Source organism: Bradyrhizobium sp. S69 (genome assembly GCF_009766005.1).
Classification (GTDB): Bacteria; Pseudomonadota; Alphaproteobacteria; order Rhizobiales; family Xanthobacteraceae; genus Bradyrhizobium.
The window spans coordinates 73,076-88,058 of record NZ_LMUK01000025.1 but is presented as its reverse complement, the minus strand read 5'-3'; the positions used below and the strand labels follow the sequence as shown (position 1 = coordinate 88,058).

The window sequence follows — 14,983 nt, the reverse complement described above, 5'->3', positions numbered from 1 at the left end:
CGAATTGGGAGGGACCAGATGCCGTTGGAAATCAAGATATTGGACTATGGCGATATCGAGCTGGAATCGAGCTTCCTTGTGCTTGGGCATAATTGCGGCCGCACCCGCCGGGTGCTGACGCTCGGTTTCCTCATTCTTGGCGGTCCATATCCGGTGTTGGTCGATACCGGTTACCGCTCCAACCAGATCATGGAGACGCTGGGCATGCGTGGCCTGCAATTCCACGAGAATATGATCGAGAACCAGCTCGCGCGCCATGGCGTACGGATGGGCGATGTACGTTTCGTCTGCCACACCCATCTGCACATCGACCACGCCGGCAAGGACGATCTGTTCCCGATGAATACGACGGTCGTGGTCAATCGCAAGGAGTTGGAATACTCCGTGTCGGGGCTGATGCACCCGCAATATCCGGCGCCCGACATCAAGCACCTGATAGATCGCCTGCACACCAAGAGCGCCCTGCGTTTCCTCGATCTCGAGATCACCGGTCCGGTCGAATTGATGCCGGGTGTCTATTGCGACGCCGCCAACGCCCATACCGAGGGTTCGATGAACATCCACGTTCATACCGCCGACGGCATCGCCACGATCTGCGGCGACGTGATCTACGACTTCAACGACCAGATCGTCACCCCGTTCAACGAGATTCAGGACGCCGAACCGCGCACCACCGGCAACCACGGAACCAGCAAGCGAGCGGAGAAGGCCTCCATCAAGAAGCTGCTGAGCGGTTCGCGCTATCTGCTGCCGGTCCACGACCGGCCGGCCAAGATCGAGGGTGGCGCGGTGGTGGGCCGGCTGCACGACCAGGTGCCCGGACCCGTCGTTCAATCCCTGCCGCAACGCAACTGGTTTCCGGCCTGAGCCTGAAAGGAAGGACCGATGACGCATGCAACATTGCGCCCGGAATTCGAAGCCCTGATCGATCCTTATGCGCCGGTCGGCCAGGTCGGCACCGGTTTCGAATTTACCGAGGGACCGATCTGGCATCCGGTTGATCACTATCTTCTGTTCTCGGATATGCCCGGCGATGTGCGCCGGCGATGGGATGCACGCCGTGGCGTCGTCGAGGTCAAGCGGCCCTCGAACAAATGCAATGGCATGACGTATGACGCGGAGCTGAACCTCATCGTCTGCGAGCACGCGACCTCGTCCTTGATCCGCGAGCGCCCCGACGGGCGGCGCGAGATCATCGCCTCGCATTACGAGGGACAGGAGCTCAACAGTCCGAATGACGTCTGCGTGCATTCGAGCGGCGCCATCTATTTTTCCGACCCGTGGTACGGTCGAATGCCGGTCTATGGCGTCGAGCGTCCGCGCCAGCTCGGCTTCCAGGGCGTCTATCGCGTTCCGCCCGGCGGCGGCATGCCGAAACTGGTAGTCGATCGGGATCTGTTCGACCAGCCGAACGGCCTGTGCTTTTCGCCCGACGAAAAGCGGCTTTACGTCAACGATACCGTGCAGGCCGTGATCCGCGCTTTCGACGTCGAGGCCGATGGCTCGCTTTCCAATCAGCGCACGCTCGCCAGCGGCGTTCGCTCCGAACTCGAAGCGGGCCTGCCCGACGGCATGAAGTGCGACCAGCGCGGCAATATCTGGGTGACGGCGCCCGGCGGCGTCTGGGTCTATTCACCGGCCGGCGAACTGCTCGGCAAGGTTCGCCTCCCGGAAATGGTCGCCAATCTCGCATGGGGCGGGCCCGATTTCCGCACGCTCTATTTGACCGCGACACATTCGGTCTACGCGATCCCGACCAAGGTCGGACCGCGCAACGAGCCCTATATGAGCGGCCGGCGTTCGACCGGTCCGGCGGTTTCGCCCTCGCTTGCACCGGCGTCGCCCGTGTTGGCCGCGGGCGACATGCAGATCGATCCGCAGCGCTGCGCGATGATCATCCAGGATTTGCAGAACGACGTGGTCATGGACGGGGGAGCGTTCGCGGACTCCGGCGCTCCCGCTCATGCGCGCCAGCAGCACGTGATCGATAACGTCCGTCGGCTGGCGGAGGTCGCGCGGGCGCGCGGCGTTGTCGTCATCCATGTCTGGTTCATCGTCGAGCCGGGCGCGCCCGGCGTCACGCTCAACGCCCCGCTGTTCGAAGGACTGGTCGATAGCAAGGCGATGGTGCGCGGGACCTGGGGAGCTGCCCCGGTTGCGGGACTGGAGCCGCGCCCCGGCGACTTTGTCGTCGAGAAAATGCGCATGAGCGCCTGGGAAGGCACCCGACTGGAGACCATCCTCAAGGCGACGGGTCGCGACATGATCATCAATACCGGCGCCTGGACCAATATGTCGGTCGAGCATACCGCCCGTACCGGCGCGGACAAAGGCTTCTTCATGATTACCCCGGAGGACTGCTGTTCGACGATGAACGCGGACTGGCACAACGCCTCCGTCAATTTCGCGATGCAGAACGTCTCCGTCGTGACCAACGCCGATGCGGTCCTTAGGGCGCTCGGATGAAAAGAGTTCGGCTGTGCCCAAGCTGTTTCACCTGAGCTGCTCGCCGCGGGCGGACGCGGAGTCGTCCGCCGGCGCGAGGGTTTTCCTTGACGGATTCCGCAAGGCGCGGCCGGACTGGGACATCGACGTGATGGACCTGTGGCGGGATCAGCTGCCGGAATTCGAAGGCCCGTTGTTGGAGGCCAAATATGCCCGTACCGGCGGACAAGCCTTTACCGACGCGCAGCGCGATGCCTTCGCGGCTGTCGAGCGCGTCGCGATCCGGTTCGCGCTCGCCGATCGCGTGCTGATTTCAACGCCGATGTGGAATTTCAGCATTCCCTACCGACTGAAACAATGGATGGACCTGATCGTCCAGCCCGGATTGACGTTCCGGTTCGATCCGGCGCAGGGATACCTGCCCTTGCTCAAGGACAGACCGACGATCGTCATCCTGGCGAGCGGCAGCGACTTCGTCACCGGCATGAACCGCGGCCGCATCGACATGGCGACGCCCTATCTGCGTGAGGTGCTGCGCTTCGTTGGGGTCAGCAATGTGCGTTTCGTGCCGATCGGACCGACAACCGGGCCTACGGAGCCGATCCGGGCGGCACGGGAAAGCGCCCATCGCCGTCTCACCGAAGCGGCTGCGAGGTTCTGACGCCGCTACGGGCGAATCGGCGGTCGCTTGGACGCAATCGCCAACTCCAGATGGTCGAGGCGGTCCTGTCCCCAGAACGGCTCGCCGCGATGAAAGTAGAACGGTGCGCCGAATAGTTGCCGGTCAATCGCCTCGCGCGTTAGATCCGCTTCGCGTGCCGCCAGCACCGGATCGTTGGCTTGCGCGAGCAGGTCGTTGCCATTCAGCCCATTTGCGTCGGCCAGATGCACGAGTGTATCCGGATCCTCGACATTCAATTCATCGGCCCAGACAGCCCGCAGACCGGCATGGGCGAACGCCGTCACATCGCGGCCGTCGCGAACCGCGGCCAGCAACATGCGATGGCCAAGAGATGGATCGGCCGGATAGAATTTCGGCCATGTCACCAGCGGAATGCCCCGGATAGCTTTCCAGCGCTCCATCTCGATAAGCCGGTAGGCCTGCCGCTGCGGCGGCCGCTCGCGAACCGGCTTGCCGCCACCCGCGGCAAAGACCGCCAGCAGATCGATCGGCTTGAACGCGACGCCGACATCGTGTCGTTTGACGATGTCCTGGAAGACAAGGCTGCCGATATAGGACCACAGCGAGATGAAGCTGAAATAATATTCGACCGCAGGACGCTGTTCTGTCATGGCTTCGGCTTGATCGCTGCGCTGTGCGCGACTTGTCCGCCAAATCGCTTGCGATTGAAGGGCACCGCACCCGAACCTGGGATGATTTCGATGTCTTCCAGTTCCAAGGGCCTGCCGCGGGAATTATTCAGGGGCGGATATTCAAGTTGCCGCCCGCTGGCGCGATCCCTGAAGACGACTTGCGGACCTTCCGGCTCGGCCAGCCAGTCGTCGCCCCATTTCTTGAGCATCAGATAAGTCGGGAAAAAATCGCGGCCCTTTTTGGTCAAAACATATTCATAGCGCCCGCCATGCTCCGGCAGCGGCGCCCTCGTCATGATACCGAGGTCGACGAATTTCTTCAGCCGCGCGCTGAGAATGTTGGTCGCGACGCCAAGGTAGTATTGAAATTCGTCGAACCGCCTGGTGCCGTAATAGGCTTCCCGCAGCAACAGGATCGACCAGCGATCCCCGACCACCTCCATGGCGCGGGCGATGGAGCATTCCTTGTTGAAAGAACGTGAACGCTTCACGTGCGGTCTCGCAGTCCGTTTGCCTGAGACGATTCCCGATTATTGATAGCAGCAGGCCAAACACCCGCTGTCTACCCCTTCTTGATTAGGCCGCCTGACCCGAAGCGCCGGCCGGCTTGACCGCCGCCTCGGGCTCGAGCGCGCGGCGATGCGCAACCAGCGCGCCCGTCTCGGAGAGCTGCTGCAGCTGCGTCTCGCTGACACCGAGTTCGCGAAACACCTCTCTGTTATGCTCGCCCTGAAAAGCCGGCGTACCAATCGGCGTCAGTTCATCCCTGGAGAAATGCCAGGGGCGCCCCGGCAATTTGTATTCGCCACCGCTGCGATCTGGAACCAGCTGAACCGCCCCCCAGTAATCGCTCCACTCCGATTGGGTCAGCTGCTTGATCGAGCGGATTTCGCCCATTGCGATCTTGGCCTCGTCGAACTGGGCATCAAGCGTCGCCATGTCGGGGAAAGTCAGCATCCAGGACTGGATGATCTGGTGCAACGCCCCGAAATTCAGGCGCCGCGCCGCGGCGCTCGAAAATCGCGGATCATCCATCAGATCGACCCGGCGCATCGCCCGCAGCCAGGACGGAAACGTCCTGCTGCCGACAATACTGGTGGCGACGGTGAAATGCTCGCCCTGTGGCCCCGTGAAGAACGAGCAATCGGTGGCGCCGAGCACCGCGGGCTCTGCTCCGATATCCTCATCGGACAGATCGACATGGGCGCGTTCGTTGACCGCAAGCAGGGTCGCCGCCATCGCGACGTCGACATACTGGCCCTGCCCGGTGCTCTGGCGGCTGTTCAGCGCCGCGAGGATCGCGATCACGGCCTGCAATCCGGCATAGACGTCGGCATGCGACAGGCTGTCGGTGCGTGGCTCCTTCAAGGCCTCACCGTAGTGACGAACGCTGTTTTCGGTAAAGCCGGCCTCGGCTTGCACCGTCGGCGCATAGGCCATCCGGCTGCGCCAAGGGCCACCCTGGCCGTAGCCCGTGATCGACGCGTAGATCAGCCGTGGATTGCGCTTCGACAACGTCGCGTAATCGAGGCCGAAGAAACCGAGCGTCCCGGCACGAAAATTCTCGACGACGACATCGGCGGTGTCGCACAGCTTCAGCGCCAGATCGTACGCGCCCGGAACATTCAGATTGATGCTGACGTTGCGCTTGCCGGCGTTCTGCTGCGCATAATAACCCGACATGCCATCGGTCGACGGAAACGCAAAGCGCGACACGTCCGGGCTTGGCGGTTCGACCTTGATGACCTCGGCACCCAAATCCTGCAATGTCCGCGCGCACAGCGGACCCGCGAGCACCCGGGAGAAATCGACGACACGAATTCCGGCAAGGGGTCCACTCATGATCAGCGCCCCGCGAATTTGGCGAGGCCGGGCCCGTTTTTCCGGAACGAGGCAAGCCCGGCTTTCAAATCTTCCGACGCCCATATCGGCGCCTGAACCCTGGCCATCGCCTCGTCGGCGGCTGCCACACCGTCGTTGACGGCGATATGGACCAGTTCCTTGGTCGCCGCGTGGGCGAGCGTCGGTCCCTGCGCGAATTCCTCGGCGATCGCCATGGTCGCCTTTTCCAGCGACTCTTCGGGAACGGTCAGATTGATCAGGCCCCACTTCTCCAACGTCGGCGCATCATAGCGACGCGCCAGCATCGACATTTCCTTGGCGCGCAAGGCGCCAATGCGCTGGGCCTGCCGCTGGATGCCGCCCAACAGCGGATGCAGCCCGAGCGTCGCCTCGACCGAACCGATCTTCGCCGACGACGCCGCGATGATGTAGTCGCACGACAGCGCCAGTTCGAGGCCGCCGCCGAGGCAAACGCCGTGGACGCTGGCGATCAGCGGAATCGGCAGCAATTCCATGAAGCGGAGAAATTCGACGCCATTCAGTCGCCGGTTTTCATGGCTCGTGTCGCCGCTGCCCTGCTCCACGCGCTGGTCGAAAATATCGAGATCGGCGCCCGCCGAAAAATGCCGCAGGCCGCTGCGCAGCACAATGGCGCGGCTTCCGGCCTTCTGCGCCTGTTCGATGGCCTCGACGATGGCGTTGATGAGCTTGGGCCCAAGCAGATTGTAAGGCCTATAGACCATGGTGAGTACGGAAATATTGCCGCGCTGTTCGCGGCTGATCAATGCATCCTCGGACACGATTTACCTCCATGATTTGACGTTGCGACGGGTCTCGTCGCTTCTATTTTCTGTAAGGCTACATCATAACTTGCAATTTGCAAGTCACTATCGCGCGATTGAATTATCATTATCATTTCAAATTGCTGCTTGATGCCGTCGGCGACCGGGGCCCACAACCCTCTCCTGCCGTTCAACCTCTCTTGTTGTCCCAGAGCAAAGACAAATCCGCAAAAGCCCGCTCCGGCGACTTGGTAGGCGTTCCACTGTTCGGCCAAACCTGCTTTATTCGGATAAGATCGCATTGGCGAAGGAGCAATTCGGATGAGCAGTTTCTTGCGCGTTCTGGTCGTGGCGGCTGCGCTTGCGGCTAGCGCCGAAGCAACGATGGGAGCGACCGACACGCCGCCTTCGGAATCGTTGGTCGTTACCGCATCGAGCCTCGGACAAAAGGCGCTGAGCGATCCCGCAGCGTTCGATTTCGTGGCATCGCTGACGACCGAGATTGGGCAGCGTCTGGCCGGCACGGAAGCCCATCGGCGGGCGGTCGCATGGGCGGAAGCGAGATTGAAGGCAGCCGGCTTCGAGAACGTACATTCCGAGCCATTTACCTTGACCGCGTGGATCCGTGGCGCCGAAAGCGCGGAGATCGTCGGCCCGGTGCCGCAGCATCTAGCGGTAACCGCGTTGGGCGGCTCGGTCGCGACGGATGCCAACGGCATCGAGGCCGAGATCGCGCTGTTTCGGACTTACGACGATCTGCTGGCGGCTGCTCCGGGTTCGCTCAACGGCAAAATCGCGGTCGTGACCCAGCGCATGGTGCGCGCGCAGGACGGCAGCGGCTATGGCGCTGCGAACCGGATCCGGCGTCGCGGTCCCTCCGAGGCCGCCAAACGCGGCGCCGTCGCTTATCTGCTGCGCTCGCTCGGCACCGACAGCCACCGCCTGCCCCACACGGGTGCGCTCAATTACGCGGAAGGCACGCGGCGGATTCCAGCGGCCGCGCTGGCCATTCCCGACGCTGAGCAGCTCGAGCGGTTGGCAGCACTTGGTCCGGTCAAGGTCCACCTTCTGCTCACACCGACGGTTCAAGAGAACGCCCCATCCTGGAATGTCGTCGGCGAGGTCAAAGGCACAACGCATCCGGACGAGATCGTTCTGATCGGTGGACATCTGGATTCCTGGGATCTCGGCACCGGCGCTACCGATGACGGCGCTGGAATCGCGATCGCCTTCGGCGCCGCCCGGTTGATCGCCGCCCTGCCGCAGCACCCCAGTCGCACGATCCGTGTCGTCCTGTTCGGCGCCGAGGAGATGGATTTCAGCGGCGCCGCCTATGCCCAAGCCCACGAAGGAGAAGCCGGCAAGATTGTAATGGCCGCCGAGGCAGATTTCGGCGCTCGGAATGTCTACTCCGTGCAGCTTCCGCCCGGCGCCGCCGGCAGTGATTTCGGCCGCACGCTGGAGCGTGTCATCGCGCCGCTCGGTGCCAACCTCGATCGCAGGCCGGCGCTGTTTGGTGGCGACGATATCAATGGATTGCAGAAGGCCGGCGTGCCGGTGGCATCCCTGCGCCAGGACGGCCTGGATTATTTCGACACCCATCACACCGCCGATGACACGCTCGACAAGATCGATCAGAAGCAGCTCGACCAAGCGGTCGCCGTGTGGTCGGCGTTCACGTATCTTGCCGCGGCATCGGACGTGGATTTCAGGAGCCTCGCCGCAACGACGAAATAGTCCGCGCTGCGATGCGGTGCGCATGACCGACAGGAAGCAGGCACATGGCCTTCATTTTTCGATTCAGTTTTCAAACAGCCACGTGCGTTCTCGCGACAGCATTTGCCCGAGGTTTGCAAATTCATCTGCCCCCAAAAAATGAGAGGGCGCAGGCGACCCTCAAAAGAAGAGGGCGCAGGGAAGACCGGGTGCGCGCTGCACCCGCGGTCTCATGTGCCAAGGTAGATAAAAAACGCACATGAGCATACAGGTTCAGCGGAAACACTCCGGCCTTCCCCGCACAATGGTTCTACGACTTATTCCGTGCTCTCCCCGGTGAGACCAGAGCTCGTTTGTCACCGTCGCCCTCAAGAAGCTTGAGCTTCTTGCGAACTTGACACCTGCTATTGGGGCGTCAGGACCACACGACTTCGCCGTACGCCTCGCGCTGTTCGTCAAAAGCGCATCGGCGTCCACCGCTCCCCGCCCCAACGTCAGTGACGATGGCCAACGCCCCCTCTCTCGGGACGGGATGGCATGAGATGTGAAGGTGATTTGCCTTCGCGATCAAGCTCGACCGCTGCGACACATTGGCACGACGGGCAAATCAGTAAATCCGTGTCAAGTTTTATTTTGCGAATGCGACGCATCCGTGATGCGCATTCAGTAGCGCGCCACGACTGGACCGCCAAAATGATTGTTGGGGCGCCGCAATCTGCCTGGCAGATTCTGGATTGTTAATTGGCCATAACGTTACGCAGTCTATATTCGGCGCGCGGCGAATGGCCGAACAAACTTTTATAGGCACGGCTGAAGGCTGCTTCCGACTCGTAGCCAATACTGAGTCCGATCTCGCCGACCCGGGCGGTCCGCCTGGCTAAAAGATCTCGCGCCAGCGCCAGGCGCCATTCATTGTGGTACCGCAGCGGCGAACGGCCCACCAAGGCGGTAAAACGTTCACAAAAGCTCGAACGAGACATTCCGGCAATGCCAGCCAGGGCCTCGATGCTCCAGCGTTGCATGGGCCGCTCGTGAATCGCTTTCAGCGCGCTCGCGATCCTTGCGTCCGCGAGTCCTCCAAGCCATCCCGAAGTATTTCCCAGATGAACCCAGGTGCGCAACGCCCGGATAACCGCAAGATCGATGATCCGGGAAATCATCAAGGCCGCCCCTGGCTGGACGTCGCCAGCCTCGACCAGCAAAAAATGCATGATGCCTTCGAGCCAACCGGCGCTATCCGACCGCCGAATGTGGATGCATCGAGGCAGCGCGAAAATCATGCCTCGAAGGCTGTCGGGATCGAACCTGAAGCGGCAAAGGAAAACGCTCGCAGAAGTGCCCTGGGCTTTGAAGCGCAACTCGCCCGCGCCGCGCGGTAGCAGGACGAGGTCACCGGTCTCGATAACGACCGGTGTACGACCGTCTTGCTCTGCATGCAGAACACCCTCGGTAACGACGCACACATAGGCCGTGTCTGGCTCCAGTTCCAGACGGCTCCTCTTTGCGAGGGTGGTCGAATAAACACGCTCTCCCGTGAGCCGGATTTGCGCCAGCACGTGAGACAGCAGATCCGTCGAACTGTCACCGCGCTCCGTGGCGTCCGGACGAATGGTCAAATTTTCGAGTATTTCAGTCATGGCAAAGAAGTCTCAAAAGGTTACATCAATCTAACGCGGAATGCATGAATACACCAAAAATCGAGCGGTTTCGAGTGAATAACAGAAGCCATTGCGGTCCGAGGTTCCGAAGATAAAAATATGCTGATCTTCCGACTTCGCATGACCGCGCTCATCGAACGGTTCCGTGCCTGATCGTCATTCGCAAAACATTGACGTGCCCAATCACCAACAAGGGAAACTGACCATGAATCATTCGACCGTCCAGCAATCCAACCAAAGGGGCGCTTCCCATTGGCTGAAGTCGTATTATTTCGTGCGCGCCGGCGTAGCCGTGGCCTGGGTCGCGGGCGCCTTTACGATCGGCAAAGCGATGCCGCCCGTCGCCGTTGCACTGCTTGTCGCCTATCCCGCATGGGACGCTGCCGCGAACTTCGTCGATGCTCAGCGCAATGGCGGCCTCGTGAACAATCCAAGCCAATCGCTCAACGTCGTCATCAGTGTGATAGCAAGTGTCGCGGTTGCGCTTACCATCGGTACAAGCATGAATACCGTCCTGGGAGTGTTCGGCGCGTGGGCGGTGCTGGCCGGTCTTTTCCAACTGATCACGGGCGTTCGCCGCTGGCGGACCACCGGCGCTCAATGGGCCATGATCCTTGCCGGCGCACAGTCCACAATCGTCGGAGCCGTTTTCATCAAGCAGGCAAACGAACCGACCATTCCAGGAATTACCGACATCGCTCCCTATGCGGCGTTTGGCGCTTTCTACTTTCTGGTCTCGGCTATCTGGCTCACTGTCAGCGAAGCCAGAGCCAGGAAGCGCTTACAGTCTGCCTAACCGTCGTCAGGTCGATCAGCGAACCGAAGGATAAAATGCCAAAGACAGTGCTGATAACCGGAACCTCCAGTGGCGTTGGCGAGGCGGCCGCAAAGGCGTTCCTCGCCGATGGCTGGAACGTCGTCGCAACCGCACGTGATCCGGCAACGGTCTTGCGCGAGGTCGACGATCCCCGTCTTTTGCGGGCCCGTCTTGATCTGACGGACACGCATTCCATTACGACGGCCTTTGAACAGGCTTCGAGTCGCTTCTCCGCGATCGACGTCATCGTGAACAACGCGGGCATCGGCCTCGCTGGTCCCCTTGAAGGGATCGGCCTCAACCAGCTTCGTGAGCACTTCGAGGTCAACGTGTTCGGAGTCGCCGCCGTATGCCAGGCGGCGGCGGCGCACATGCGATCGCTCGGCCACGGATTGATCATCAACGTTACTTCGCTTACCGGCCGCACCGGCGTTCCTTTCCTCTCGCCTTATTGTTCCAGCAAGTTCGCGGTCGAAGGCTTGACCGAGGCCCTGCACTATGAGCTTCGGCCATTCCGCATCCGGGTGAAGCTGGTTGAACCGGGCGGGGTCCGCACCAGATTTTCCCACATATGGGCGGAGCACCCTGCCTACTCTCCCGCCGCGGACAATGTGCGGCAGACCATGGTTCGCGGAGGGGAAAAGGCGGCGCTTCCCGACCGCGTTGCCAAAGTCATCCTGGCCGCCGCCAAGGATAGCAGCGACCGTCTCCGCTATGCCGCGACGGATGCGGTACCGGCCCTGTTCATGCGTCGACTGTTGCCGGACTGGGCTTGGCGCAAGATGCTGTCGAAGGGTTTCGGCCTCGGCTAGAGCCCGATTCTGATGGAATCAGAACCGGGCTCTAGACTCTTGTTTAGACGCGTTTTCTTGATGCGAACCGGTGGCCACTTCGTTCGAAAACGCTCTAGGAGCCGCTCGCTTCCGGCTGCGGACGGGACAGTACATCGAGCGTTTCCATATCCCGCGCTGTGAGTGTAACGCGGCAGGCCTCGGCATTCTCTTCGAGATGATCAAGCGAAGACGTGCCGGGGATGGGAACGATGACGGGCGAGCGCCGAAACAGCCACGCCAGCGCTATCAGCGCCGGTGTCACTTGCTCCCGGGCCGCCAGCGATTTCAGTGCCTCGGAGTCCGCGAGGTCACCGATCTTCAGCGGGTAAAAGGGGATGAAACCGATCCCATGGCGCGCGCAATAGTCGATGACATCGTCATGCTTGCGCTGCGCGAGGTTGTAGAGGTTCTGGACGGTTGCGATCTCGACTTCCGAACGCGCGCGTTCGATGTGATCGACGGCTACCTCCGACAAGCCGATGTGGCGGATCTTGCCCTCGTCGCGCAGGCGCGCGAGCACGCCCATCGTCTCCTCGATGGGCACCGCGGGGTCGACGCGGTGCAATTGGTAGAGATCGATGCGCTCGACACCAAGATTGCGCAGGCTGCCTTCGACGGCGTGGCGAAGATGCGCCTCGCTGTTGTCGGTCCCCATACCCGGATTCTGCGCCGTCGCAGGGCCGCCCCGCACAAGGCCGCCCTTTGTCGCGATAACGAGGCGCGCCGGATAAGGCGCCAACGTATCGCGGATGAGCCTTTCATTGTCGCCCGGGCCATAGACATCGGCAGTATCGATGAAGTTGATCCCCAGCTCGACGACGCGCCGGAGCACGGCCTGCGCTGCGTGGAGATCGGTCGGCGGTCCCCAGATGCCGGGCCCCGTGAGCCGCATCGCACCGAAGCCGAAACGGCATATCGGCAGGTCCCCACCGATGCGAAACTCTCCTGCGCGCTCCAGGTTCATGATGCTGCAATCCTTTGATACCAATGCAGCAGGCGTTATAAGTGTGGAGTGCACTCCACAGTCAAGGCCATGGATGTTGATCTCTGAATTCGTTCGACGCACGGGTCTCGCCCGCGAGACCGTCCGGTATTACGTGCGGTTTGGTCTATTGCGGCCGCAGACCACGCAAAAGGGCGGTCGCCATCCCTATTTCATGTTTACCGAGGACGACGTGCATTGCGCCGACGTTATCCGCGTCGGTCAGGCGCTTGGCCTGTCGCTCCGCGAGATCGGGGAATTGAGAAAAGCGCGGCGCAGCGGCGACCTGCCGCGCAAAAAGCGCCTAGTGCTCATGAAAGATCAACTCGCCCGGCTGGAGGCAAAGTCAGCCGAACTGGAAAGGCTGAAAACCTATGTCCGGGCCAAAATCGCCTGGCAGCAACACGGCGAAAAGGGTGATGAGCCGATGCTCGCCGGCATGAAGTGAACAAGGGTAAAGCAGGAGTCTTTGAAAAGGCTGGAGCGGGTGAAGGGAATCGAACCCTCGTATTCAGCTTGGAAGGCTGCTGCTCTACCATTGAGCTACACCCGCTTGTTGGCGATCAACTATCACGCCGGGCCAGCGGCCTCAACCGTTATGCGCCGGACCCGTGACCTCGCCAAACATCACCGGAAACCCACCGACAACCGCCTCGAAGGCGCTCGCGGGCCGCCCGCGTTCCCCTTAACATCGGTCAATTCCCCGTCTATATTGAGGTCTCCGTAAACCAACGAAAGGAGGTGATCCAGTGTCTTTCTCCAAGCGCTGTCACCTCGCTGGGATCGCCCGCTAGGCTTGTTTTAGGCTTCGCAAAGGGCGCTCTCAGCGCCTGGACCAGCGAGTGCAAGGATTGGGGCGCGACGGGGAAACCCGCCGCGCCTTTTGCTTTTTCGCGGTCAAAAGCCGAACAGGTTGACCGATCGTTGGCGTGGTCCACGGCGGGTTTTTGTCGCGCTGCGTCCGATTGCCCCTCTCGGATGGCCCTTCTCGACGTCCATCGCCGGGGCCTGTATCGTTGCGGCCTGAATGAGCGATGGTCGCGTGCGCCATGAAGAATGGGCTTTATTCTATTCACATCCACATGCTCGACGGCGTGAACGGCCGCGACAGTGGCGTGCTGATCCTGCGCGACGGCACGTTCCTGGGCGGCGGCCCGTATTTCTGGTCGACCGGCTCCTACGTCGTCACGGGCGGGACCTGGAAGGGTCATCTGCGCACCAATCAGCATACACCTTTCCCCGACCCGTTCGTCCGCCCGCTGTTCGGCGGACAGGAAGTCACCAGCGGATTTTCGGGGACGTTTGCCGACGACCAGGCCGAAGTATTCGGCACCACGCTGGTCGGAACCCAAAGCCTGAGTTTTCGGGCGACCTTGAAGAAAATCGCGGATGGCTAGGCTGGATCGATCGCGCACGAGGGGATGCGGAACAGATTCCAACCGTCCGTCTTCGCTTTCGCTTCGCTCAAGCTACGCCGGACACGCTTCACCCTACGGGCTACGCTTTGGCTGCGCCACGCGTAGCCCGTAGGGCGAAGCGTGGTGGGGGAAGAAGGACTCGAACCTTCGAAGTCATAAGACGGCTGATTTACAGTCAGCTCCCTTTGCCACTCGGGACACTCCCCCGTCCAAAACCCCATCGCAAACCCGCCCGCCGAAACGGCGGCAGGAAGGCCATTGATGACGTTAATACCGAGCGCCGATGGCGGGCCTCCCGGTTGGCGCGTTTATGGTCGAAACGCCCCCGGAAAGTCAACCAACCGGAGACCCTAAAAAGATACCGTCAGGGGCCCAAATTGCCATAATCCGGAACCCGTGACAAAAGCGGGCGCAAGGGATGATGGGCATGAATGATCGCGACCGAAAGCCGCCGTTCCGGCGCAGCGGCGGCAAAACCTTCGATAAAGGGCGTGGATCCGGCGGACGGCCGGGCCGGCGTGACCGCGGGGAGGCTTCCGACGGGCCGGTCATCCTGTATGGCTGGCACACGGTAGCCGCGGCGCTCGCCAACCCGCAGCGGACGATCAGGCGGCTATATCTGTCGGAAAACGCCGCCAAGCGGCTCGCCGACGAGAATATCGACAGCCGTGTGACGCCGGAAATCGTCCGGCCGGCCCTGATCGACCAGCGCCTCGGCCCGGATGCGGTGCATCAGGGCCTGCTGGCCGAGGCCGATCCCCTGCCCTCGCCCGATATCGAGGAGCTGCCGCAGCAAGGAATCGTGCTGGTGCTCGACCAGATCACCGATCCGCACAATGTCGGCGCCATCCTGCGCTCGGCGGCGGCGTTCGCGGTCAAAGCCATCGTCACCACCGCGCGCCACAGCCCCGAGGCGACCGGCGTGCTGGCGAAATCCGCCTCCGGCGCGCTGGAGCTGGTGCCGATGGTCACGGTGACAAACCTGGCGCGCGCGCTCACCGAGATGAACGACCAGGGGTTTTTGACGGTCGGGCTCGACAGCCAGGGGGCCGAGAACCTCGGCGCGGTTGCCTTGCGGCAGCCGCTGGCGCTGGTGCTGGGGGCGGAAGGCAAGGGCTTGCGGCAACTGACCCGCGACACCTGCGGCGTGGTGGCGCGGCTCGACATGCCCGGCGA

Annotated in this window: 15 protein-coding genes and 2 tRNA genes; 9 read left to right on the top strand and 8 right to left on the bottom strand. The window is 61.9% G+C overall.

Going from position 1 to position 14,983, the window contains the following annotated elements:
- Positions 1–18 precede the first annotated feature (18 nt).
- Genes GSQ88_RS09780 through GSQ88_RS09770 form a run of 3 tightly spaced genes read left to right on the top strand, consistent with a single transcriptional unit; the run spans position 19 to position 3,106 of the window.
- Positions 19–867, top strand: a complete 849-nt coding sequence (locus GSQ88_RS09780; protein ID WP_159007520.1) for an MBL fold metallo-hydrolase — start codon at positions 19–21, stop codon at positions 865–867.
- Positions 868–885: 18 nt separating this feature from the next.
- Complete coding sequence (locus GSQ88_RS09775) at positions 886–2,466, top strand: isochorismatase family protein (RefSeq protein WP_159007519.1); 1,581 nt, start codon at positions 886–888, stop codon at positions 2,464–2,466.
- A 13-nt stretch (positions 2,467–2,479) separates the two neighbouring features.
- Positions 2,480–3,106 (top strand): FMN-dependent NADH-azoreductase, encoded by a 627-nt coding sequence (locus tag GSQ88_RS09770; RefSeq protein WP_159007517.1) that lies wholly within the window; start codon positions 2,480–2,482, stop codon positions 3,104–3,106.
- 5 nt (positions 3,107–3,111) lie between these two features.
- On the opposite strand, the gene GSQ88_RS09765 is transcribed toward GSQ88_RS09770, so the two are convergent.
- The 4 genes from GSQ88_RS09765 to GSQ88_RS09750 all read right to left on the bottom strand — a co-directional run bounded on the left by GSQ88_RS09765 (position 3,112) and on the right by GSQ88_RS09750 (position 6,401).
- Positions 3,112–3,738, bottom strand: a complete 627-nt coding sequence (locus GSQ88_RS09765; RefSeq protein WP_159007515.1) for a 2-hydroxychromene-2-carboxylate isomerase — start codon at positions 3,736–3,738, stop codon at positions 3,112–3,114.
- Positions 3,735–4,250 carry a winged helix-turn-helix transcriptional regulator gene (locus GSQ88_RS09760; protein WP_246735186.1) on the bottom strand — a complete coding sequence of 172 codons (516 nt, stop codon included), beginning with the start codon at positions 4,248–4,250 and terminating at the stop codon, positions 3,735–3,737. Before GSQ88_RS09760 ends, GSQ88_RS09765 begins: the two co-directional genes overlap by 4 nt.
- 85 nt (positions 4,251–4,335) lie before the next feature.
- Positions 4,336–5,601: a CaiB/BaiF CoA transferase family protein gene (locus tag GSQ88_RS09755; RefSeq protein WP_159007513.1), complete on the bottom strand. Its 1,266-nt coding sequence runs from the start codon at positions 5,599–5,601 to the stop codon at positions 4,336–4,338.
- Positions 5,602–5,603: 2 nt separating this feature from the next.
- Positions 5,604–6,401, bottom strand: coding sequence for an enoyl-CoA hydratase/isomerase family protein (locus GSQ88_RS09750; protein WP_246735183.1), 798 nt, complete (start codon positions 6,399–6,401; stop codon positions 5,604–5,606).
- Positions 6,402–6,704: 303 nt separating this feature from the next.
- On the opposite strand from GSQ88_RS09750, the gene GSQ88_RS09745 reads away from it, so the two are divergent.
- A complete protein-coding gene (locus GSQ88_RS09745) occupies positions 6,705–8,120 on the top strand; it encodes a M28 family peptidase (protein ID WP_159007511.1) in 1,416 nt (471 codons plus the stop codon).
- A gap of 716 nt (positions 8,121–8,836) precedes the next feature.
- On the opposite strand, the gene GSQ88_RS09740 is transcribed toward GSQ88_RS09745, so the two are convergent.
- Positions 8,837–9,736, bottom strand: coding sequence for an AraC family transcriptional regulator (locus GSQ88_RS09740; RefSeq protein ID WP_159007509.1), 900 nt, complete (start codon positions 9,734–9,736; stop codon positions 8,837–8,839).
- Between the two features lie 226 nt (positions 9,737–9,962).
- On the opposite strand from GSQ88_RS09740, the gene GSQ88_RS09735 reads away from it, so the two are divergent.
- Both GSQ88_RS09735 and GSQ88_RS09730 read left to right on the top strand, forming a co-directional pair.
- Positions 9,963–10,553: a DUF308 domain-containing protein gene (locus tag GSQ88_RS09735; RefSeq protein ID WP_159007507.1), complete on the top strand. Its 591-nt coding sequence runs from the start codon at positions 9,963–9,965 to the stop codon at positions 10,551–10,553.
- 47 nt (positions 10,554–10,600) lie between these two features.
- Entirely contained in the window at positions 10,601–11,386 is a 786-nt protein-coding gene (locus GSQ88_RS09730) for an SDR family oxidoreductase (protein ID WP_210253777.1), read from the top strand.
- A 94-nt stretch (positions 11,387–11,480) separates the two neighbouring features.
- Here the strand turns inward: GSQ88_RS09730 and GSQ88_RS09725 are convergent, their stop codons facing one another.
- Entirely contained in the window at positions 11,481–12,371 is an 891-nt protein-coding gene (locus GSQ88_RS09725; protein ID WP_159007503.1) for an aldo/keto reductase, read from the bottom strand.
- On the opposite strand from GSQ88_RS09725, the gene GSQ88_RS09720 reads away from it, so the two are divergent.
- Positions 12,370–12,837: a MerR family transcriptional regulator gene (locus GSQ88_RS09720; RefSeq protein WP_210253776.1), complete on the top strand. Its 468-nt coding sequence runs from the start codon at positions 12,370–12,372 to the stop codon at positions 12,835–12,837. The genes GSQ88_RS09725 and GSQ88_RS09720 overlap by 2 nt on opposite strands.
- Positions 12,838–12,868: 31 nt before the next feature.
- On the opposite strand, the gene GSQ88_RS09715 is transcribed toward GSQ88_RS09720, so the two are convergent.
- Positions 12,869–12,942: transfer RNA gene (locus GSQ88_RS09715), tRNA-Gly, on the bottom strand.
- Between the two features lie 496 nt (positions 12,943–13,438).
- On the opposite strand from GSQ88_RS09715, the gene GSQ88_RS09710 reads away from it, so the two are divergent.
- The gene (locus tag GSQ88_RS09710) at positions 13,439–13,786 is read left to right on the top strand and encodes a GrlR family regulatory protein (RefSeq protein ID WP_159007501.1); all 348 of its coding nucleotides are present in this window, start codon (positions 13,439–13,441) and stop codon (positions 13,784–13,786) included.
- A 142-nt stretch (positions 13,787–13,928) separates the two neighbouring features.
- Here the strand turns inward: GSQ88_RS09710 and GSQ88_RS09705 are convergent.
- Positions 13,929–14,014 (bottom strand) — tRNA-Tyr (locus GSQ88_RS09705).
- A 220-nt stretch (positions 14,015–14,234) separates the two neighbouring features.
- On the opposite strand from GSQ88_RS09705, the gene GSQ88_RS09700 reads away from it, so the two are divergent.
- Positions 14,235–14,983: TrmH family RNA methyltransferase (locus GSQ88_RS09700; protein ID WP_159007499.1), on the top strand; the 749-nt coding region annotated here is incomplete at its 3' end.